Source organism: Xanthomonas sp. NCPPB 1826, assembly GCF_056725285.1.
Genome location: NZ_CM161521.1, coordinates 4,208,387 through 4,229,811, shown reverse-complemented (window position 1 = coordinate 4,229,811; position 21,425 = coordinate 4,208,387). Strand labels below are relative to the sequence as shown.

Annotated in this window: 14 protein-coding genes; 11 read left to right on the top strand and 3 right to left on the bottom strand. The window is 63.1% G+C overall.

What is annotated here, in order from left to right:
- The first annotated feature begins 200 nt into the window (after positions 1-200).
- Positions 201-2,822, top strand: coding sequence for a TonB-dependent receptor plug domain-containing protein (locus AC1PLA_RS17640; protein ID WP_481105050.1), 2,622 nt, complete (start codon positions 201-203; stop codon positions 2,820-2,822).
- Between the two features lie 108 nt (positions 2,823-2,930).
- Positions 2,931-5,216, top strand: a complete 2,286-nt coding sequence (locus tag AC1PLA_RS17635) for a transferrin receptor-like dimerization domain-containing protein (protein ID WP_481105049.1) — start codon at positions 2,931-2,933, stop codon at positions 5,214-5,216.
- A gap of 223 nt (positions 5,217-5,439) precedes the next feature.
- On the opposite strand, the gene AC1PLA_RS17630 is transcribed toward AC1PLA_RS17635, so the two are convergent.
- Positions 5,440-6,828 (bottom strand): DEAD/DEAH box helicase, encoded by a 1,389-nt coding sequence (locus AC1PLA_RS17630; protein ID WP_024938371.1) that lies wholly within the window; start codon positions 6,826-6,828, stop codon positions 5,440-5,442.
- A gap of 308 nt (positions 6,829-7,136) precedes the next feature.
- Between AC1PLA_RS17630 and AC1PLA_RS17625 the strand changes: the two genes are divergently transcribed.
- Both AC1PLA_RS17625 and maiA read left to right on the top strand, forming a co-directional pair.
- Complete coding sequence (locus AC1PLA_RS17625; protein ID WP_026064014.1) at positions 7,137-8,195, top strand: fumarylacetoacetate hydrolase family protein; 1,059 nt, start codon at positions 7,137-7,139, stop codon at positions 8,193-8,195.
- Positions 8,196-8,238: 43 nt separating this feature from the next.
- On the top strand, positions 8,239-8,904 hold the full coding sequence (gene maiA / locus AC1PLA_RS17620) for a maleylacetoacetate isomerase (protein ID WP_481105048.1): 666 nt from the start codon (positions 8,239-8,241) through the stop codon (positions 8,902-8,904).
- Positions 8,905-9,186: 282 nt separating this feature from the next.
- Here maiA and AC1PLA_RS17615 read toward each other — a convergent pair whose 3' ends face one another.
- Positions 9,187-10,320 (bottom strand): PilT/PilU family type 4a pilus ATPase, encoded by a 1,134-nt coding sequence (locus AC1PLA_RS17615; protein ID WP_481105047.1) that lies wholly within the window; start codon positions 10,318-10,320, stop codon positions 9,187-9,189.
- Between the two features lie 98 nt (positions 10,321-10,418).
- On the opposite strand from AC1PLA_RS17615, the gene AC1PLA_RS17610 reads away from it, so the two are divergent.
- From AC1PLA_RS17610 to AC1PLA_RS17580, 7 genes are all read left to right on the top strand, one after another.
- On the top strand, positions 10,419-10,802 hold the full coding sequence (locus tag AC1PLA_RS17610) for a DUF4398 domain-containing protein (protein ID WP_481105046.1): 384 nt from the start codon (positions 10,419-10,421) through the stop codon (positions 10,800-10,802).
- A complete protein-coding gene (locus AC1PLA_RS17605; RefSeq protein WP_481105045.1) occupies positions 10,799-11,689 on the top strand; it encodes an OmpA family protein in 891 nt (296 codons plus the stop codon). The genes AC1PLA_RS17610 and AC1PLA_RS17605 overlap by 4 nt, the downstream gene beginning before the upstream one ends.
- A gap of 345 nt (positions 11,690-12,034) precedes the next feature.
- Positions 12,035-12,253 carry an HP1242/YdcH family protein gene (locus AC1PLA_RS17600; RefSeq protein WP_002814034.1) on the top strand — a complete coding sequence of 73 codons (219 nt, stop codon included), beginning with the start codon at positions 12,035-12,037 and terminating at the stop codon, positions 12,251-12,253.
- A 287-nt stretch (positions 12,254-12,540) separates the two neighbouring features.
- Positions 12,541-13,911, top strand: a complete 1,371-nt coding sequence (locus tag AC1PLA_RS17595; RefSeq protein WP_039513649.1) for a pyridoxal-phosphate dependent enzyme — start codon at positions 12,541-12,543, stop codon at positions 13,909-13,911.
- A 119-nt stretch (positions 13,912-14,030) separates the two neighbouring features.
- The gene (locus AC1PLA_RS17590) at positions 14,031-15,014 is read left to right on the top strand and encodes a glycosyltransferase family 2 protein (protein ID WP_349780654.1); all 984 of its coding nucleotides are present in this window, start codon (positions 14,031-14,033) and stop codon (positions 15,012-15,014) included.
- Positions 15,011-16,807, top strand: a complete 1,797-nt coding sequence (locus AC1PLA_RS17585; RefSeq protein ID WP_481105044.1) for a DUF2142 domain-containing protein — start codon at positions 15,011-15,013, stop codon at positions 16,805-16,807. Before AC1PLA_RS17590 ends, AC1PLA_RS17585 begins: the two co-directional genes overlap by 4 nt.
- A gap of 99 nt (positions 16,808-16,906) precedes the next feature.
- Positions 16,907-18,097 (top strand): acyltransferase family protein, encoded by a 1,191-nt coding sequence (locus tag AC1PLA_RS17580; RefSeq protein WP_349780652.1) that lies wholly within the window; start codon positions 16,907-16,909, stop codon positions 18,095-18,097.
- 51 nt (positions 18,098-18,148) lie between these two features.
- Here the strand turns inward: AC1PLA_RS17580 and AC1PLA_RS17575 are convergent, their stop codons facing one another.
- Positions 18,149-21,424: a glycosyltransferase gene (locus AC1PLA_RS17575; RefSeq protein WP_349780651.1), complete on the bottom strand. Its 3,276-nt coding sequence runs from the start codon at positions 21,422-21,424 to the stop codon at positions 18,149-18,151.
- Between the last annotated feature and the right edge of the window lies 1 nt (position 21,425).

The window sequence follows — 21,425 nt, the reverse complement described above, 5'->3', positions numbered from 1 at the left end:
TAACGGGGGGGGGTCGCGTTTTGCGCCGGAGCGCCGCACCCGGTCGGCCGCACAAAGTGCGATGCGCGCTCTACCGCGTCCGGCCAGCGGCGTGTGTCACCGCGCGTCATATCTCTATGCAGATCTGTAATTTTTGTTAATCGATTGCGCATGGCCCACTGCAAAACCCCCATTCATGGATGCCGTGCGTGAAGCGCCCGATGCCTTATCTGCTGTCTGCTGCCGTTCTGTCGGCGCTGATTCCCCTTGCCCATGCCGACGACGCGACACCCGACACGGGCAAGACCCTGGCCACCGTCAGCGTCACCGGCTCCAATATCAAACGCACCGACAGCGAAGGCCCGAACCCGGTGCAGGTGATCGACCGCCAGCAGCTGGAGCAGTCCGGCAAGGTCACCGTGGCCGACGCGCTGCGCTCGATCTCGGCCAATACCGGCAACGCCACCAACGAAACCACCAACAACGGCTGGGCGTCCGGCTCGGCGGGCATCGGCCTGCGCGGGCTGTCGCAGAAGAACACCCTGGTGCTGCTCAACGGACGCCGCCTGGCCAACTACGGCTTTCCCGCCAATGGCCTGGGCGACACCTTCGTCAACCTCAACACATTGCCGCTGGTGGCGGTGGAACGCATCGAAGTGCTCAAGGACGGCGCCTCTGCCGTGTACGGCTCCGACGCGGTGGCCGGGGTGGTCAACATCATCACCCGGCAGGATTTCCAGGGCGCCGAGCTGGGCTTGAGCGGCGGCACCTCCGATCAGGGCGGCATGGATACCCAGCGCGCCAAGTTCATCGGCGGCATCGGCGACCTGGACCGCGACGGCTACAACATCCTTTTCAGTTTCGACGCCTACAACCGCGACCGGCTGGATCAGGATCAGCGCGCGCTGACCCGCTCGGGCATCTACACCGACCTGCCCGGCGGGCGCTGGAACGGCTGGTCGGCCAAGGGCGCGCGCTATCTGGTCGGCGGCCGCTCGGTGCCGATGCTGGATGCGCAAGGCAACTGCCCCAGCGGCACCGTGCTGACCGCCAGCGCGCCGATCGACGGCCTGGCCGGTGACACCTGCGGCTTCAACCAGGCCCCGTTCACCACGCTGATTCCCTCGACCAAGCGCTATCAGGCTTACACCAACGCCACCTTCCGGCTCAGCGACAATGTCGAAGCGTTCGGCGAGGCGCTCTACAGCGAGGTCAAGGGCGTGTCGATCTTCGGCTCCAGCCCGTACTTCACCTTGGAAGGCGGCCGCTTCGCCTTGAACGCCAGCAGCGGGCTGGCCGAGCCGGTGTCCAACCTGCTGCCGGCCTCCAGCCCGTACAACCCGTACGGCACCGCGGTGCCGATCGAATACACCTTCTTCGACCTGGGCCAGACGGTCAAAACCAATCGCTCGCAGTCCTATCGCTTTCTTGGCGGTGTGCGCGGCAAGACCGAGCGCTGGGATTGGGAGGCGGCTGCGTTCGCCGCACGCAGCACCGAGCACGAAACCGTGTCCGGTGGCTTCGCCAACCGCTTCACGCTGGCGCAGGCGCTGGCTGACGGCAGCTACAACCTGCTTGACCCGTCCGCCACGCCGCAGTCGGTGATCGACGGCATCAACCTCAGCACGCTGCGCCCGGCGCAATCGACGCTGCGCGGCGTCGACGCCAAGGTGTCCGGCAACCTGTTCGAGCTGCCTGCCGGCAGCGTCGGGTTCGCTGCCGGCGCCGAGTGGCGGCAGGAGGAACTGGTCTCGCGCAATCCCTGGCAGATCGACCAGGGCCTGCAGATCCGCCCCGCGATTGCCGCGGTGGATGGCGAGCGCAGGGTGTCGGCGCTGTATGCCGAGGTCAACCTGCCGCTGCTGCGATCGCTGGAACTGCAACTGGCCGGGCGCGGCGATCACTACAGCGATTTCGGCGAGGCGTTTTCGCCCAAGGCCAGCCTGCGCTGGCAACCGCTGGACGCCGTACTGGTACGCGCGGCCGCCTCGCGCGGCTTTCGCGCACCGTCGTTGTCGGAGAATGCGGCCAGCACCAACATCTCCTACGGCTCGGTGGTCGACCCGTTCGATCCGGACGTGCCGGGCTCGCGCCAGAACCCGACCTTCTTCACCGTCGGCAACACCGCGCTCGAACCCGAGCGCACGCGCAGCTACAACCTGGGCGTGGTGCTCTCGCCGTGGGCCGACACCAGCCTGAGCGTGGACTGGTACAAGATCGAACTGGAGAATCTGGTCGGCACCGGCAACAACGCCACCATCGTGCAGAACAACGACCCAACCGACGTGATTCGCAACGAGCGCGGCACGTTGGTGGCGGTGTACAACCGCTACCAGAACCTCAGCGAGCTGACGACCTCGGGGATCGATGTCGAACTGCGCCAGCGCTGGCGCACCGAGGCAGCCGGCAACTTCGGCCTCAATACCGCCTATACCCATGTGCGCGATTACCGCCGCCCCACCGTGGTCGGTGGCCCGTTGCAGGATTACGCCGGCAGCAATCTCGGCCCGTCGCTGCCACGCAACAAGGCCACCACCACGCTGGACTGGAACCTAGGCACCGTCAGCGCCGCACTGACCTGGTACTACACCGGCGGCTACGACCAGAAGGCCAGCGCCGCGGCCACTGCCGTGCAGTCGCGCGTGGGCGACTACAACCAGTTCGACCTGTATCTGGGTTACACCGGCATCGACAAGCTCACCCTGTACGCCAAGATCGAGAACCTGGCTGACAAGCAACCGCCGGTCGACGCCTCGTTCCCGGGCATTCGTGCGCCTTACGACTTCACCCAGTACGACCTGCGCGGGCGTTATTTCACCGTGGGCCTGGACTATCGATTCTGATCGGAATACGCACGGCCCATGCACGCCCGTGCGATGGTGCGTGCGTGCTCCAGCGTGCTGTCTCAACCCAATCGCCATTCGCCCCCGGACACTCTTCAAGGAACTCCGATGACGTCTTCGCCGCATGCCTGGCTGCTCGCCCTGGCCTTTGTCGCACCTTCCCTCGCTGCCCAACCTGCGGCCCAACCCGTTGCGCTGCCGGGTTATGACGCCGCTGCCGCACGGGCGCAGCGCGCGCTGGAAGCGCGTTTCGATAGCGGCCTGAAGGACGCCGATTATCGCGGCTGGTTGAAGCAATGGTCGTCGGCGCCCAATCACGTTGGCTCGCCGCATAACCTGGAGAACGCCCGCGATTTGCAAACGCGCTTGCGCGGCTACGGGTGGGATGCGCGCATCGAAACCTTCGAGGTGCTGTGGCCCTCGCCCAGGAGCTCGCAGCTGGAATTGCTCGGCCCCAAGCCGTATGTCGCGCGTCTGAAGGAGCCGCCGCTGCCGGGCGACAGCACCTCAACCCAGACCGAAAACGTGCTGCCGCCGTATGTGATCTACGGCGGCAACGGCGATGTCACCGGCGCTCTGGTCTACGTCAATTACGGCATCGCTGAAGACTACGAAGCGCTGGCGCGCAACGGCGTGGATGTGCGCGGCAAGATCGTCATCGCCCGCTACGGCAAGGGCTGGCGCGGGCTCAAGCCGCGCTTGGCGCAGGAGCATGGCGCCATCGGCGCGATCATCTATTCCGATCCGCGCGACGACGGTTATTTCCAGGATCGGGCGTATCCGGATGGCCCGGCGCGCAATCAGTGGAGCGTGCAACGCGGCTCGGTTGCCAATTTCGCGATCTATCCCGGCGATCCGCTGACCCCGGGCGTCGGCGCCAGCAAGGGCGCCAAACGCCTGAAGATCGACCAGGCCGGCAGCGTGTTGAAGATCCCGACCCTGCCGATCAGTTGGGGCGATGCGCAGCCCTTGCTGGCCGCGCTGGGCGGGCCGGTGGCACCGGAGGACTGGCGTGGCGCGCTGCCGATCACCTACCGCATCGGCGGCGGCGACACCGCGCGCGTGCATCTCAAGGTGGATGCGGAGTGGGGCAGCAAGACCATCTACAACGTCATCGCCACCCTGCGTGGCAGCGAGTATCCGGACCAGTGGGTGGTGCGCGGCAATCACCGCGACGGCTGGGTGTTCGGTGCGGCCGATCCGCTCTCGGGTACCACCGCCTTGCTGGCCGAAGCCAAGGCGATCGGCGAGCTGGCCAGGCAGGGGCAGCGCCCCAAGCGCACGCTCGTCTACGCCAGTTGGGACGGCGAGGAGGCCGGCCTGCTCGGCTCCACCGAATGGGCCGAACAGCATGCCGACGAACTGCGCCGCAAGGCAGTGCTGTACGTCAACACCGACGGCAACGGGCGCGGCTTTCTCACTGCCGGCGGCAGCCATGCGCTGCAACGCCTGGTCAACGGCGTGGCGGCAGATCTGCGCGACCCCGACAGCGGCGTGAGCGTGCTCGAACGGCAACGCGCCCGTGCCCGCATCGACGCGCTGGCGCCCACCGCCAAGCCGGCGCAGAAGGACATCGCCAAGCAGCTCGCGGCCGGCGGCGACGTGCCACTCAAGGCACTCGGCTCGGGCAGCGACTACAGCCCATTCCTCCAGCATCTGGGGCTGACCACGCTGGATCTGGGCTATGGCGGGCAGGGCGGCGGCAGCGGTGTCTATCACTCGCTGTACGATTCCTACGATTATTTCGCGCGCTACATCGACCCGGACTTCAGCTATCTGCCGCTGTTGTCGCAGACGGTCGGCCGCACGGTGCTGCGCGTCGCCAACGCGCCGGTGTTGCCGCAACGCTTCGGCGACTTCGCCGACGCGGTGGCCGGCTACGCGCAGGAGCTCAAGCAGCAGGCCGACAGCGACCGCACTGCCGCCCGCACCCAGGCCGAGTTGTTGCAGGCCGGTGCCTATGCCGCCATCGATAACCCGAATCGGCCGCAACTAGCCCCCGAGCCGAAAGCCGCGGTGCCGCAGATCGACTTCGCCGCACTGGATCAGGCCATTACTCGCCTGCAAACCAGTGCCAGACGCTATGACGATGCGCTGGCATCGCGCGGCGTCGGGTTGGATGCACGCGTACGCGGCAAGCTCAATGCCTCGCTACAGCGCATCGACCAGACCCTGCTGGCTGAAGGCGGTCTGCCGGGGCGGCCGTGGTACCGGAACCTGATCTACGCGCCCGGCCTGGCCACCGGATACGAGGTCAAGACCTTGCCCGGCATCCGCGAAGCGCTGGAAGACCGGCGCTGGGAGGATCTGAGCGCCTACATCGTGCAGACCGCCGCGGTGCTGGATCGGTATCGCGAGGCGATCGATCGCAATACGGCGTTGATCGAAGGCTAGGCGAGCAACGAACGGTGGTTGCTTGCGCAGCCACCCGTCATTCCCAGGGATCGCTGTATAACTGCGGCCATCTTGGGATGGCACGCACGAGGCTCGGGCGCCATCTCCTTCGCGCTGCATCACGCGTATCGCCTGAACTGCGCCCACAAAAAAGCCGCCCCGAAGGGCGGCTTTTTCTTTCAGTTCAACGCAGACCTGCGCCGGTCGCACCGGCGCACAGGCATCAGCGCGTACTGCTCGGACGCTGACCGCCACGGCCACCATCGCGACGGCCTGCGCCGGCACCGGCGGCAACACCGGCCTGACGCGGACCGCTGCTGCGCTGGCCGCCCGGCTTCTTCGGGCCGGCATGCGCATGCGCCTGACGCGGTGCATCGCCATGCGGACGACGGGCGTGGCTCTTGCGCGGGGCGCGATCGCCACCCGGCTGCTCGGCACGGCCCGGCGCGCTATTGCCCCAACGGATCGGGGTCTGCGGCTCGTAGCCCGGCACGTCGCGGATTTCCACGTCGCGGCCCAGCATGCGCACGATCTGGCGCAGCAGCTTGGCTTCGTCCTGCGCCACCAGCGAGATCGCCTCGCCGGTGGAACCGTTACGGCCGGTGCGGCCGATGCGGTGCACGTAATCCTCGGCCACCATCGGCAGGTCGTAGTTGATGACCTTGGGCAGCTGGTCGATGTCGATGCCGCGCGCGGCGATATCGGTGGCCACCAGCACAGTCACGCGGCCGGCCTTGAAGTCGCTCAGCGCGCGCATGCGCTGGCCCTGGCTCTTGTTGCCGTGGATCGCCGCGGTCTTGATGCCGGACTTCTCCAGGAACAACGCCAGCTTGTCGCTGCCGTGCTTGGTGCGGGCAAACACCAGGGTCTGCTCGCGGCTGTCCTGCGCCAGCAGGTGCAGCAGCAGGTCGCGCTTGCGCGCGCCATCGACCGGGTGCACGCGGTGGGTGATGCTCTCGGCCACGGTGTTGCTCGGGGTGACCTGGATCTGCATCGGGTTGCGCATGAACTCCAGCGCCAGCTGCTTGATGTTCTCTTCGAACGTTGCCGAGAACAGCAGGGTCTGACGGTCCTGGCGCGGCAGCTTGGTCAGGATGCGCTTGATCGACGGCAGGAAGCCCATGTCGAGCATGCGATCGGCTTCGTCCAGGATCAGCACTTCGATGCCGGACAGGTCCACGCTGCGACGCTCGATATGGTCGATCAGCCGGCCCGGGCAGGCGATCAGCAGGTCCACGCCGCGACGCAGGGTGTCGAGCTGGTTGCCCATGCCCACGCCGCCGTAGATCACCGCGCTCGGGATGCGCAGGTACTTGCTGTAGCCGCGCAGGCTGTCGTGCACCTGGGTGGCCAGCTCGCGGGTGGGGGTCAGGATCAGCGCGCGCGGCTTGCGCGGGCCGTTGACCGGCTGCGGCGAGGTGCCCAGGTGCTGCAGCAACGGCAGGCCGAACGCGGCGGTCTTGCCGGTACCGGTCTGTGCGCCGGCCAGCAGGTCATGCCCTGCCAACACCAGCGGGATGGCCTGCTGCTGGATCGCAGTTGGGGTTTCGTAACCCTGCTCGGCCAACGCGCGCAGCAGGAAGGGCGCCAGGCCCAGGGATTCAAAAGACATCAGGAAGCTCCAAGTAAAGCGTCGCCGCCAGGCCAGGCCCGGAGCGCAAACGCATTGCAGATGCAAAAAAGTGAGGCTCGGAGCGTTCCCGTGAACCGCGCTGCGAGATGGTGGAACAACCCAATCAAGACGCGATGGGTTTGTCGGCACCACGAAAGGCGTCGGGTGGGGCGGGCGAGCGGATCGATCGATCCTGGCCTCGCCGGCTGTCCCTAAGGGAAACGGACGGCCGCATGCAGACCGGGCCAGTGTACGCGCGTTTGGCGCGCTGCACAAAAGGCGAGTTCATCGGTTGGGCTACGGGTCAGTTGTTTCAGTTGCAACCACTGTTGCGGCAGGCCGTACAATCGACCGATCAGCCACAGCACAGGACGGTCATGAAGCTAGGTTCCCTGAAGGAAGGCGGCCGCGATGGCAGCCTGATCGTGGTCGCGCGCGACCTGCGCACCGCGGTCCGCGCCACCGGTATCGCGCCCACGCTGCAGCGCGCGCTGGAAGACTGGAGCAATGTCGCGCCGCGCCTGAATGCCTTGTCGGCCTCGCTCAACGAGGGCAGCGCCGATGGCGTGTTCGATCTGGATCTGCAGGCGCTGGCCGCACCGTTGCCGCGCGCCTACGAGTTCGTCGACGGCAGCGCCTACCTGCCGCACGTGGAGCGCGTGCGCCGTGCGCGCAATGCCGAGGTGCCGGAAAGCTTCTACACCGACCCGCTGATGTACCAGGCCACCAGCGCCGGGTTCTACGGACCGCGCGATGCGATCAAGGTGATCAGCGAAGACCACGGCATCGATCTGGAAGCCGAGCTGGTGGTGATCACCGACGATGTGCCGATGGGCGCCTCGCCCGAGCAGGCCGCCGCGCATATCCAGCTGGTCGGCCTGGTCAACGACGTGTCGCTGCGCAACCTGATCCCGGCCGAGCTCGCCAAGGGCTTCGGCTTCGTGCAGTCCAAGCCGCGCTCGGCGCTGTCGCCGGTGTTCGTCACCGTGGATGAACTGGACGAGGCCTGGCGCGACAACAAGGTGCACCTGCCGCTGGTCACCCACGTCAATGGCGCCTGGTTCGGCGCTCCGGAAGCCGGCAACGACATGCAGTTCGACTTCGCCCAGCTGATCGCCCACGCGGCCAGGACCCGGCCGCTCTCGGCCGGCACCATCGTCGGCTCCGGCACCATCGCCAACCAGGACACCACGCTGGGCGCCTCGTGCTTTGCCGAGCAGCGCGTGGTGGAAACCCTGCGCGACGGCACCCCGAGCACGCCGTTTCTGTCCTTCGGCGACGTGGTGCGGATCGAGATGTTCGCTGCCGATGGCGCCAGCATCTTCGGTGCGATCGAACAGCGCGTCGAACGTCAGCCGCTGCCATGAGATCGGCAAGGGCGTCTGCACAACACTGCATGCGAGGCCGGGCATGAGCGCGCCACTGGAATTGTTCTCGTACTGGCGCTCCAGTGCCGCGTATCGCGTGCGCATCGGCCTGCACCTGAAGGCGCTGGCCTACCTCGCGCATCCGGTGCATCTGGTGCGCGACGGCGGCGAGCAGCATGCACCCGTCTACGCGCAGCTCAACCCGCAGGAACTGGTGCCCACGTTGCGGCACGGCGCGGTGGTGATTCCGCAGTCGCTGGCGATCCTGGAGTATCTGGAAGAGGCGTTCCCGGACAGCGCGCGGCTGCTGCCCGCAGCGCCGGCCGCGCGCGCCCGCGTGCGCGCCCTGGCGCAGGTGATCGCCTGCGACGTGCATCCGCTCAACAACCTGCGCGTCACCCAGTTTTTCGAGCGCGAATGGCAACGAGATGCCGCGCAGCGCCAGCAATGGACACGGCACTGGATGCAGCGTGGCTTTGCGGCGCTGGAAGCGCAGTTGGCCGGTGACCCGCATGCCGGCACGTTCTGCCACGGCGACACGCCGGGCCTGGCCGATTGCCTGCTGATCCCGCAGCTTTACAACGCGCGCCGTTTCGAAGTCGATCTGGTGGCGTATCCGATCCTGCAACGTATCGAACAGGCCTGCTTGGCATTGCCGGCATTCGCGGCGGCGCGGCCGGAAATGCAGGCCGACGCGGTGCCGGCCTGATCGGCAGCAGGCCTTTGCCTGGTGCGGGGGCACATCCGCGTTGAATCGCAGCCCGGGCAGGGCAGGTACCGGTAGCGAGCGGTTGTCGGCCGGCTGGGCGGCGCGCAGGCGGGCGGGCTGTCTCCGCGCACTGCGCATCGGCCGCGCTCGCGGCACTCATGGGTTGATCGGAGCTAGCTGCTGCGCTGTCCCAACCGTGCGCACCGCTCGTACGCCGGCAACAGCGCTGCGCAATCCGCCGCTCCGGGCAAGTGCGCGGCAATAGCGCGCACTTGCAAATGATCAGATAAAGCCGTGGCTGATCTTCGGCGCTGCTGCCGTTTCGTAATCCGCGTACGGGTCGTGCTCGCCGGAACCGCCCTCGGACAGGCGGAACTTCAGCGCCAGGCCATCGCGCGAGTCGGCCGCGCGCAGCGCTTCCTCCTGCTCGATTTCGCCGGACTTGACCATGCGGAACAGGCATTGGTCGAAGGTCTGCATGCCTTCTTCCAGCGATTCCTCCATCGCCTGCTTGACCTCGTGCACCTGGCCACGACGCAGCAGGTCGCGGATCATCGGCGTGTTGAGCAGCACTTCGGTCGCCGGCCGGCGGCGTCCGTCCACGCCCTTGACCAGGCGCAGCGACACCACGGCGCGCAGGTTCAGCGCCAGGTTCATCAGCACGTTCTTGTGCGCGCTCTCGGGGAAGAAATTGAGGATGCGCTCGATGGTCTGGTCGGCATTGTTCGAGTGCAGCGTCGCCAGGCACAGGTGGCCGGTCTCGGCGAAGGCGATCGCCGCCTCCATCGTCTCGGCATCCAGGATCTCGCCGATCAGGATCACGTCCGGCGCCTCGCGCATCGCGTTTTTCAGCGCGCTCTGGAAGGCGTGCGTGTCCAGGCCCACCTCGCGCTGGTTCACGATCGACATCTTGTGCTTGTGCAGATATTCGATCGGGTCCTCGATGGTGAGGATGTGCCCGGTGGTGGTGCTGTTGCGGTGGTCGATCATCGAGGCCAGCGAGGTCGACTTGCCCGAGCCGGTCGAGCCGACCACCAGCACCAGCCCGCGCGGGGTCATGATGACGTCCTTGAGCACCTGCGGCAGGTTGAGCTCTTCGATGCTGGGGATCCGGCTGCGGATGGCGCGGATCACCATGCCCACCTCGCCGCGCTGCTTGAACACGTTCACGCGGAAGCGCCCGGCGTCGGACAGGGCAATGGCCATGTTGAGCTCCAGGTCGCGCTCGAACTGCGGTACCTGGCCTTCGTCCATCAATGAATAAGCGATTTTCTTGACCATTCCCGGCGGCAACCCCGTATTGCCGAGCGGGTAGAGCTTGCCTTCGATCTTGATGTACACCGGTGCGCCGGTGGTCAAGAACATGTCCGAGGCATTCTTTTCGGTCATCAGCTTCAGGAAGTAGCCGATATCCATGCGCAATGGTTCCCCAACAAACAGCAGCGTCTCGTTGCAAGTCCGCCGCAGGCTTCCGACAATGGCCGTGCTCGAGACTTCTCGCTACGGCTCCCCTAATGACGGCTAGCTTCGCATACTTGCGGCGATCCCTGTATGGCATCGCCTGTTTCATGGTTCTTTCCTCTCCGGCTGCCGCCCAGGTGGCACCGGAGCTCACCGCCGCCGAACAGGCCGTGCAACGCGCCACCCAGGCCGATGCCGACCAGTACGCCCCCGATCTGGTCAATCTGGCCCGCCAGGAACTGATGCAGGCCCAGCAGGCTCAACTGGAAAAGCGCCAGCGCAAGCAGGTGCCACAGATCGCCTTGCGCGCAGCGGCCGACGCCGATCTGGCCAAGGCGCGCAGCGAAGAGGCGGTGGTCACCGCCCAGCTGGAACAGCGGCGCAAGGAAGTGGCGCAACTGCAGAACAGCCTCAACACCGGGGAGGCCGGCCGATGAAACTGCGTCCGCTTCTCTATCTGGGTGTACTGAGCCTGGGCACCCTGTCGTCGCTGGCGATGGCGGCCAAGGACGACCCGCAGGCCGACGCGCTCAACCGGCGCCTGGCCGCGCTGCAGAACGACCCGCAGACCAATGAACTGGCCCGCTTCGAGCGGCTGCAGGCGCAGCAGAGCGTGGCGGCGCTGGCCGAGGCCAAGCGGCGCGACCGCGACGAGCTGGTGTTTCTGGCCGACCGTCGGGTCGAAATCGCCGAACTCACCGCCCGCACCGCACTGGCGCGGCGCGAGCTGGATCGGCTGGAAGGCACCCGCAACGACCTGCTGATCGAAGCCAGCCGCCGTGACGCCTCGCGCGCGCGCCAGGAAGCCGAGCGTCTGCGCGTGCAGGCGCAGATCCAGGCCGAAGAGGCCGAGCGCATGCGGCAGGCGGCCGAACAGGAAACCCTGGCCCGCCAGGACGCCGAGCTGGCGCTGACCAGCGTGGCCGGCAAGCAGACCGCCAAGCTCAATGCGGCCCAGCAGAAAGCGGTGCAACTGGCGCATGAAGAGGCCGAGCTGGTGGCCGGGGCCAAGTTGCCGTCCGCCAAGTTCGACAGCCGCGGCGAAGTGTTTTCGCTGGGCAGTGGCGCCTTCGGTGGCAAGGCCGCGCTGTCCGGCGACGCCGCGGGGCAGGCCAAGGCACTGGCCGAGTATCTGAACATCGGCAAGAAAGGCCGGGTCAGCATCGTCGGCTACGACAGCGATGCGGCCACCGCCGAGAAGCGGGCCGAAGCGTTACGCGATGCCCTGGTGGCTGCAGGCGTTGCCAGCGCACGGCTGCAGGTCAATGGCACCAAGGCCGCCGCCAGCAAGACGCGCGCTGCCGAGGTGGTTGTCTCGCCGTAATGCAAGTGGTTGGAAGTTAAGGTTTTTTAACCCGGGCATGACGCCCGGTTGAACCGCGGTCACTGATTGAGGCAGGGAACGGCAAAAGCAGCCGTTCTGGCCTTGAACCCCCTCCGCGACCGGCGTAGGGTCGTACTCCCGGGCAGCACTCCGCTGCCTGGAAGTACGGAGGGCCGGGCCAGTGACGCAAGGGCACGTATCAACGCAGTTCGGTGGACAGCTTTTTGGTTCCGCCAGTGCGCTTGCCATTGTGATCCGCGAGTCTTCCATCCCCAAGCAGCGCCCCGTGCCGCCCGCGGCCGGGGCGTTCTTGTTTTAAGTGTTTCAAGTGAAGGAGGTAACGCCATGTTCGAAGGGCAACCGCAGACCGAAATTGACGCATTGGTCAAGTCCGATCCCGAGTTCAAGCAGCTGTACCAACGCCACAAGCTCTTGAACAAGAAATGCATGGATGCCGAACTCGGGGTACTCCCCATCGACGACGTAACCTTGGGCCAGATGAAGCGCGAGAAGTTGCAGGCGAAAGAAAAGCTCACCCGGATGTACGACCAGCTCACCCACTGATCCTTCCCCACCGCTAGAACAAGTTCACCGCCGCGGGCGGTGGCGGCCTCCTCGTCGGCTTGCCACCGTCCGCGTCTTTATTTGCGCATCTGCGTGTCACGCGCCTGGCAGCAGGGCGCACTGCCCGTCTAGCGGCCGCGCAGTCAGGCCGATGGTGGTGGCGCAGCGCTGGCTGAGCCCGCCCGTTCACGGGCCGGCGCGATCGGTTCCAGTCTGAATGAGCATTCCCCAGCCGTTCGTCGGATAATGGGCGGCCAAGCCCCGCGCGACGCAGTGACGATATTCCGATGGCGATCCATTCCTCCGTACTCGAACTGATCGGCAACACGCCGATCGTCAAGGCACAGCACCTGGACACCGGCGTCTGCGAGCTGTTCCTCAAGCTGGAGGCGGCCAACCCCGGTGGATCAATCAAGGACCGCATCGGCCTGTCGATGATCGAGGCGGCCGAACAGCGTGGCGACCTCACCCCGGGTGCGACCCTGGTCGAAGGCACTGCCGGCAACACCGGCCTGGGTCTGGCACTGGTCGCCCAGCAGAAGGGCTACCGGTTGATCCTGGTGGTGCCGGACAAGATGAGCCGCGAGAAGATCTTCAACCTCAAGGCCATGGGCGCCCAGGTGGTGCTGACCCGGTCGGACGTGGCCAAGGGCCACCCGGAGTACTACCAGGACCTGGCCGCCAAGATCGCCGCCGAGACCCCGGGCGCCTACTTCATCAACCAGTTCGGCAACCCGGATAACCCGGCTGCGCACGAATTCGGCACCGGCCCGGAGATCCTGGCGCAGATGGACAACGATCTGGATGCGATCGTGTTCGGCTGCGGCAGCTCCGGCACCATGACCGGCCTGTCGCGCGCCTTCGCCACCGCCTCGCCGCACACCGAGCTGGTGCTGGCCGACCCGGTCGGCTCGATCCTGACCCAGTACATCGAAGAGGGCACGGTCAGCGAGAAGTCCGGTAGCTGGCTGGTCGAAGGCATCGGCGAGGACTTCCTGCCGGACATCTCCGATTTTTCGCGGGTCAAGAAGGCCTATTCGATCACTGACGCGGAAAGCTTCCACACCGCGCGCGAGTTGCTGGCCAAGGAGGGCATCCTCGGCGGTTCGTCCACCGGTACCCTGCTGGCCGCCGCGCTGAAGTATTGCCGCGAGCAGACCACGCCCAAGCGCGTGCTGGTGTTCGTCTGCGATACCGGCAACAAGTACCTGTCCAAGATGTACAACGACTACTGGATGCTGGACAACGGCTTCCTGGAGCGCCCGCAGCACGGCGACCTGCGCGACCTGATCCTGCGCCCGTACAACAAGCGCGATACCGTGGTGGTCGGGCCGAAGGATCTGCTGACCACCGCCTACCAGCGCATGAAGCTGTACGACGTCTCGCAGCTGCCGGTCATCGATGACGGCGAGCTGGTCGGCATCGTCGACGAGAGCGACGTGTTGCTGCATGTGTACGGCGACGAGGCACGCTTCCGCGACCCGATCTCCACGGCCATGGTCAGCAAGCTCGATCGCCTGGATGTCGCCTCACCGATCGAGGCGCTGCTGCCGGTGTTCGACCGCGGCCAGGTCGCCATCGTCATGGACGGCAACCAGTTCCTGGGCCTGATCACCCGCATCGACCTGCTCAACTACCTGCGCCGCCGCGTGCAGTGATTTTGCATCTGGAATCAGCAGGCCGCCCAAGGCAGGATGGCTCGCTGACTGTGCGGTCGCCAAGTCAAAAATGGCGCCTAATCCCACCTCATCTATTCTGCTGTCTGTAAAGGTCATACATGTCCGCCACCGTTGCCGCCGTCATTCCAAGTTACAAAGTCACCCAGCATGTTCTCGGCGTGATTGCGCAGATGGGACCGGAAGTAAGTCGCATTTATGTGGTAGACGACTGCTGTCCTGATCGCAGTGGCGACTTCGTTGAAAGTAATTGCACGGATGAACGGGTGGTGGTAATTCGGCACGAGCAGAATCAAGGTGTAGGGGGAGCGGTAATGACCGGCTATCGAGCCGCCATTGCCGACGGAGTCGAGATCATCGTCAAGGTGGATGGCGATGGGCAGATGGATCCTGGCCTGATTCCGAGTTTTATCGCCCCTATCCTGACCGGCGAGGCGGACTACACCAAGGGAAATCGCTTCTTCGACCTCGAACGGATTGCACAGATGCCGAAGCTGCGTTTGTTTGGCAATGCGGGGCTTTCTTTCCTAACTAAACTGTCATCGGGATATTGGGATCTTTTCGACCCGACAAACGGTTACACGGCTATCCATCGGGATGTGGCCTACCATCTCCCGCTTGACCGGATCAGCCGCCGCTATTTCTTTGAAACCGACATTCTCTTCCGGCTCAACACACTGCGCGCCGTGGTGCTTGACGTACCGATGCATGCCAAGTACGCCGATGAGGTGAGCAACTTGAAGATATCGAAGGTGCTTACAGAGTTTTTGTTCAAGAACCTGCGCAACTTCGGTAAGAGAATTCTGTACAACTATTACCTTCGCAATATGTCGCTGGCTTCGCTGGAGCTGCCTGCGGGGATCGTGATGTTTTCGTTCGGGGTCGTCTACGGGCTGCAGCACTGGTTGACCAGCCTTGGAACGGGCGAAGCGGCCACCAGCGGTACGGTCATGTTGGCGGCGATGCCGGTACTGGTCGGAGTGCAATTATTGCTTGCCTTCTTCGGCCAGGATATTGCCTCGGTACCGCGGACTGCGGTGCATCCTCGCCTTCGCTGGTCTGCCCTCCAGGAGCGTCACGCATGACGCGGGTTGTCGCTCAGTCTGAAGCACGTGCACCGCAGGTATGGCCGCTGTTTCTGGTGGCCGCACTGCTGGTTAGCTTGCTGTTTTCTGCGATAACGCCGCCTTTCCAGGCGCCGGACGAGTTCGATCATGTCAAACGTGCGTATATGCTTGGCCAAGGCCAGATACTACTGAAGTCGGTGGACGGGTCGCCGTCTGGCGGGTATCTGGACAGCGGCCTGGTCGCGTACATGGAAAGATTCACTCCGCTCAAAGGTGTGGCGGCTCGCAAGATCTCCAGCGATGAACTCCTTGCTGCCGGAGACCTGCAATGGACAGGCAAACCCCAGTTTCAGACTGCCGTCGGTACGGCGTACTACTTTCCGCTGATGTACGCGCCGCAGGCTCTGGGCCTTGGTATGGGAAAAGCGCTGGACCTCAGTGTTGGCAAGTCTTATCGGTTGGCGCGCCTGCTGGAATTGCTGACGTGCGGCATTCTCTTGATGCTCGCTTTCCGGCTACACCGTCCCTCAGCAGCGATCCTAGTGCTGCTTGCGCTTCCCATGAACCTGTTCCTGTTTGGAACGGCGGTGCTGGATCCCATGGCGACGTCGGTCGCTCTTCTAAGCATCTGTGCTTTCATGCGAGTGTCGGTGGATCGCCATGAAGCATCCAACTGGACCATGGCCGCGCTTTCCATCGGCGTGCTGTTGCTGTGCGCTTGTAGGGCAAACATGTTGCCGATGTTGCTACTGCCGTTCCTGGCATGGTGGATGGTCAGGGAGCGTCGCCAGTTGTATATCGCAATTGCCATTGCTGTGTTTGTCGTCGCCTGGACGCTGTTCACTGTAAAGACAACGGTGTACCCGGCGGGAGGGCGGCAACTGGATCACGCCGGACGCCTCCTGCATTTCGTGTCCCACCCGGGGGAGCTTTTCTCTATCCTCTATGCTACTTGGACCGATATGGGGCGCATGTCGTTCTACTCGGTTTCATTCATCGGTGTGCTGGGTTGGCTTGATACTCCTTTTTCTCCGGGGTTCTACAAATTTGCTGCAATCGCGCTGTTTGCCGTTATTGCGCTTTCGCTCAACCTCGATGGATGGCGTGGTCAGGCACTGCCTCGTTCGGCCCTTGTCGTTATTTGCGCGGGCTCAATTCTCATGACGTTCCTGGCGCTGCTTGTTCAGTGGACGGATCCTGCTTCTCCGACCGTGGATGGCGTGCAGGGCCGCTATTTGTTGATTCCACTGATGTGTTTGGTAATGGCACTGACCGCCGACCATCGCCCGCGCAACAGCATTCAATTCCAGGCTAGCCATATGTTGGCTGGATTGATGTTATGTGTGACGGCCTATTCGTCGGCCGCCTTACTTGTGCAGCGCTATTACACTTTTCCCGTTCAGATGGTGCAGGACGCGTTCGAGCTAAAGCCTTCTCCACCATTGACCGGCGACCAGACCGTACAACTTCACTTTTCCCCGGCGCAACAAGACAGCCCGGCGCCATTGGATCGGATCGGCATACGATTTGGTACTTACATGACGCGACACAAGGGGCAGGCGGAACTGCGGGTCTGGACCCACGATGGGACGACAACGGTGGTCCCATTCGAGCTGGCGCCTTTGGTGGATAACGGCTATGCGGAATTCGTGCTAGAAGGTAAGCCGTACGTGGGTGGCGAAGTCGTTGCTCGTGATGGCATGGGAGTGAGTATCTGGGAAAGCCATGGCAAGGACAGCATCCGGAGCTGCGTGCTAATGCATACACAGAAACATGTAGCGTTGTTGGCACAAGGTTGTCCGGAGCCATAACCGAGGGGGCGTAGCCGCGGAGTTGCAGCCCAGCCTGCCATTTAGTTTGGCCTCGATATCGATTGCGTTGGTAAACTGCTGACAATCTGGGGACACAACATGAACTATCAGCCGAAGAACGCTGACAAGCTTGATGTAATTCAAGCTTTGCGCGGCGTTGCTGCGCTGCTGGTGGTGTTTTATCACGGAGTTGGTTATCAGCCCCGGTCGAAGGAATCAGGCGTCGAGCACGTGTTCTCGATGGTGGGTGCGTCCGGCGTTGATCTGTTCTTCATGATTTCCGGGTTCATCATGGTTTATGCAACCCGCAATGCTATTGGGGGCTTTAGCGACACCTGTACGTTTCTGATCAAGCGAATTGCCCGAGTATTTCCGGTATATTTCGTCGCCACACTGTTGTATGTGCCCATGATGTTGCTCTTGGGAAGCTACGTTGGACACATCGACATAATGACTGACGTCAATCAGATCATTCGATCGGCGCTGATGATTCCCACCAACTTCGGTTCTCGTGCTCCTTACTTTGGTGGGTCAGTGCTGCATGTTGGCTGGACAATCAACTATGAGGTCTACTTCTACGCGTTGTTCGGCCTCTCCCTGATGTTTGGCCGGTTACGTTGGGTTGCGCTCAGTACAATTGCCGTGGTGCTTCTGATTGCGTTGCCCATGACCGTGGCCAGGCCGTCACTCGATGCATACGTCGACTACGGGTTCAACAGCCCGATCAACTTTGCCACAAACCCCATGCTCTGGGAGTTTTTTGTCGGCGTGGTCATCGGGCGCATCTATCTGTCCCGGTTCAAGCTGTCTACGGTGGCCGCAGGCCTGTTTTCGGTCACGTCGCTGACCGCACTGATCTGGTTTCTGTTGAACGATGTCTCGTCGAAGTTCGGCTTTACCGGTTGGGCGCTGCCTTACGCACTGCTGCTTTTCGCGCTGACGATAGGCAGCAAGACGATGGATATCCGTTGGCCGCGCAGCCTAGTCTGGGCCGGCAACGTTTCTTTCTCGCTATATCTGGTCCATCCATTCGTCATTCATCCGGCATACCAGATTTTTTGGGGGGAGAAGACGGCGCCATGGATGAACAATGTTTGGTTCATGCTGGTCCTGTGCGCCCTCTCTCTGTGCCTATCTGCGGTTTCCTACCGCTATCTCGAAGTGGGCCTGAGCGAGCGAATCCGTAGTGCATCGCTTGTGGCATTTCGGAAGTGGCAGCGCTCACCCGGTCCCGCTTCGCCCCCCGAACGGTCGGCACCAGCGTCTGACTCAAAGGGGACGGTCGCATAAGTTGTCATGGACGAGCATAAGGGCGCCGAATTTCGATTCGCCGCCTTTCCCTCATGCGATCTGGGTTGGCAAACGCCAGTTGACGGGTTGGCGCTCGACTACTTCCAACAAGTAGTCGGTCAATTCATCAGCCTGCTCGTCGAATAGGCGGACCATGTCAGCGTGCGGATTGCGGTATCCGTCGAGCTTGTCCGGCGCTTCAAGTAGATTGCGGATCACGGCCTGAAGTGCGGTGCCGTCATCGTCGAGAGGAATGATATTGCCGTTCTGACCGTCCACGATGTCTTCAATCACGCCGCCCGCGTCGGTTGCAATGACCCATACATCGCGGATCAGGGCCTCCCTGACGGACAGACCAAAGCTTTCTTTCCACTGTGTTGGGAATAGGAGGACATCGATGCTGCCAAAGAAATCATCGATAGTCTGCTGAGTGTAGGCTGGGACAGCCTTGAATACCCCTGGTACCTTCCAGTTGGATTCGAAGATGGAGCGCCGGCCCAGGTTCAGCTCATTATCCACTACGTGAAGCTCGTAGTTGGTGTGGCTGAGCCCCTGAAGTGCCTTCTTGATCAACGGGCTTCCCTTGATTGGGCCCTCCCCGCCAACAAATCCGAACCTGATCTTCCGGGTACTCGGCGCGGAACGATTAGGCATCACCTTCGGCTTGGCGATGCCATTCTTGTTGACGCGCAGTCGAGACGGATCGAAGCCATTGTCGGCATAGATCCCTGCAAAGAACTGACTGGGCGACAGCAGCAACGCCGCTCCAGTAAGCACTTCATGCAACCGGTGCTGGCGGTACGGGTTCATCGCAGGATGCGGAACGCAGGTCTTACAGACGTCCAAGTCGACCTTGCGCTGGTAGCAGTACTGACCCTTGTCATTGACCATGAACTGCCGTGCGCAGATCCACCACGCATCATGCAGCGTGACAACGAATGGCACGCCTTCGGCCTGGCAGACCTCAGCGATCTGGATACCGATGCCCTGGATAGAGTGGATGTGCACTACATCTGGGCGCCAGGCACGTAGAACTTCGCGGAAGCAACCCGTGGGATAGGGGTTGTCGAACTGCAGTGCAGGATCATTCTCGTGAGGTAGGCCCATGGCAAACACTTCGCCGGCACTGGACTGGTATCGCACTACTTTGTACGCATGCACATCGGTGGTGGGAAGCGTTGTGAATGTTGCATACTCAGCCCGCCCATCGGCATTGATGATGCGTTCCATTTGCTCAGCGACAATCGTCGCCCCACCGAAACTCCGCGGCTCGAAAAAGATGTTCACGCCCAGAATACGAGGGCGCGGGCGCGGTGCGACTGCGAGGGACTGAAGCCAGGGTTCCAGGCGGTGCACGGCGACGGCTTGCGGAATGTAGTCTTCTTCCACGTGCAGACGCGCGGCTTCGCCGATCTGGCGTCGCAGGCCCGGACTTTCGACAAGCGCCATCAGGCACATTTCCCACTCGGCTTCGGACCCGGCCAGCATGCCTGTCACGCCATGCTCGATGGTCTCCTGATACTCCACCGTCGGCGTGCACACGCTGGGGATGGACAAGATTCCAGCTTCCAGATATTTGATGTTCGACTTCGTGTCATTGAACGTCGTGCGTTCAAGTGGCGCAATGTTGATCTGGCACTTGGCGAGACGGCGCATGTACGTCGAGTAATCAGATGGCGGCAGCCTCTCGATCTGGGCATCAAGCTCCTTGAACTCAGGAGGTAGGTTCAGATGACCGATGATTGTCAGGCGAACATCGTAGCGCTTGCGCAAGATTCGAAGGATGGCGGGGGCCGCGACGCGGAAATCCGAGTCGTGTGCTTTCGAGCCAGAGCCGTATACGATGCGCAGGAGTCCATCTCCCCTCGGCGGCGCAGAGGCGATCTCTTCTGCGGCACGCAAGGTCTCGATGTCCAGCGCATTCTCAACTACCCAAGTGTCTTCCGCGCCAGCAGTACGCATTGCGTCTGCCATTGCGGTCGTGGATGCGATGCACCCATCGCAGGCAAGCATCGCCTTCCTGTATAGAGGTACGCCTTCCAGAATTCCCTTGCGTACCGCAGGTGGTAAATCATTGATATTGCTGTTGTTGAGATAATGTTCTAGATCGAAGATGAGGTCATCGACTTCCCAGAAGGTGCGCACCCCCATCGAACGTGCCAGCGCAATGGTTTCCATCTGATCTGGATAACCGGGAACACGATAGAACACCGCCACGTTGTGCGTGGCAAGCAGGTCGCGGGTGCATACATTGTCGACCCAATTGACGATGGTGCAGTCGTATCCCAGCCCCTCGATCATCTGCTGCTTTTGCAACACACGATACTTGAGACATTGCGCGATGCCCATTTCGGCAACGAGAAGTACGCGCGTTCGTTGTGAAGTGCTGCCTGGGATTGCGGCGGGCAAAGGGTACTCGGGATTCAACTTCCAACTTCCGCCGCCACCGGCACGGAGCAGCGTCGATGGCTGCCTCAGCTGGTTGCTTATCCGGCGCCCGGCCTCGCGTAGTCCATTCTGCTTCGAGACGCGCAGGGTGGCCTTGGCCAAAATGAAGAGGTTTCTCAATATCCCCCACACTTTTCTCAATACGAGGTGGACGCCGCGCAGTGGCGCGGTCAATCGCCAGGATCGGGAATGTAGCATCGAGCCAATCTGCCCGTGTGCTGCGCGCAGATTGTCGAAAGTAGATTGGGTGGCAAGACCAGATGCTTCCAGCGCGCGGCGAAGTGATGCCACTTTACGCTCAGCCTTGGCCAGCGCTTGCGTTGCGTTGTCGAGTTCGCTGTGCTGGGCACCTAGCGAAGCTTGCAGTTCTGCCAGCTTGTGTCGCTGCTCGGTGAGCAGCAACTGCGCGTCTTCCAACGTCAAGATGGCGGTCTCGTCCTGGACTGACCCCGGAGTAAAGCCTGCACCCACAAGAAGGTCGGCACCTGAAGTGAAAAGCCAGTGCAGGCCATCATCCAGGGCTTGACCGGCCACCACGCTATCGCGAGGAGGAGGTCCTTCCAGGACCACTGCACCCCGTGGGGCCAAGCGCCTGATCCAGTCCATGAGCTGCCAACCGTCACTGATGCGATCCGGTGACAGCAGGATCAGCGCGTTGGCAGGCTGATTGCCTAGCTCATCAGGGTTCTCTACCCTGACGAGAGGCAGGGCAGAGACGGCAGTCTCGCTACGGAGCGCAGTAAACAATGCCGAGCGGGCGTCGCCCGCATCCACCATGTGATCCGGCCGCAAGGACTTCAGCAGCCAGGCCGCGATGTGCTCCGGGGAGGCTGGCTGCTGGAGCGCCGAAGGCACGGCTGGATCAACACGATGCTTCATT

What these genes read in the sequence shown, in the direction of transcription:
- AC1PLA_RS17640 (WP_481105050.1), top strand. Translation starts at nt 201, where the DNA reads ATGCCTTATCTGCTGTCTGCTGCCGTTCTGTCGGCGCTGATTCCCCTT.
- AC1PLA_RS17635 (WP_481105049.1), top strand. Translation starts at nt 2,931, where the DNA reads ATGACGTCTTCGCCGCATGCCTGGCTGCTCGCCCTGGCCTTTGTCGCA.
- AC1PLA_RS17630 (WP_024938371.1), bottom strand. Translation starts at nt 6,828, where the DNA reads ATGTCTTTTGAATCCCTGGGCCTGGCGCCCTTCCTGCTGCGCGCGTTG.
- maiA (WP_481105048.1), top strand. Translation starts at nt 8,239, where the DNA reads ATGAGCGCGCCACTGGAATTGTTCTCGTACTGGCGCTCCAGTGCCGCG.
- AC1PLA_RS17615 (WP_481105047.1), bottom strand. Translation starts at nt 10,320, where the DNA reads ATGGATATCGGCTACTTCCTGAAGCTGATGACCGAAAAGAATGCCTCG.
- AC1PLA_RS17610 (WP_481105046.1), top strand. Translation starts at nt 10,419, where the DNA reads ATGACGGCTAGCTTCGCATACTTGCGGCGATCCCTGTATGGCATCGCC.
- AC1PLA_RS17605 (WP_481105045.1), top strand. Translation starts at nt 10,799, where the DNA reads ATGAAACTGCGTCCGCTTCTCTATCTGGGTGTACTGAGCCTGGGCACC.
- AC1PLA_RS17600 (WP_002814034.1), top strand. Translation starts at nt 12,035, where the DNA reads ATGTTCGAAGGGCAACCGCAGACCGAAATTGACGCATTGGTCAAGTCC.
- AC1PLA_RS17595 (WP_039513649.1), top strand. Translation starts at nt 12,541, where the DNA reads ATGGCGATCCATTCCTCCGTACTCGAACTGATCGGCAACACGCCGATC.
- AC1PLA_RS17590 (WP_349780654.1), top strand. Translation starts at nt 14,031, where the DNA reads ATGTCCGCCACCGTTGCCGCCGTCATTCCAAGTTACAAAGTCACCCAG.
- AC1PLA_RS17585 (WP_481105044.1), top strand. Translation starts at nt 15,011, where the DNA reads ATGACGCGGGTTGTCGCTCAGTCTGAAGCACGTGCACCGCAGGTATGG.
- AC1PLA_RS17580 (WP_349780652.1), top strand. Translation starts at nt 16,907, where the DNA reads ATGAACTATCAGCCGAAGAACGCTGACAAGCTTGATGTAATTCAAGCT.
- AC1PLA_RS17575 (WP_349780651.1), bottom strand. Translation starts at nt 21,424, where the DNA reads ATGAAGCATCGTGTTGATCCAGCCGTGCCTTCGGCGCTCCAGCAGCCA.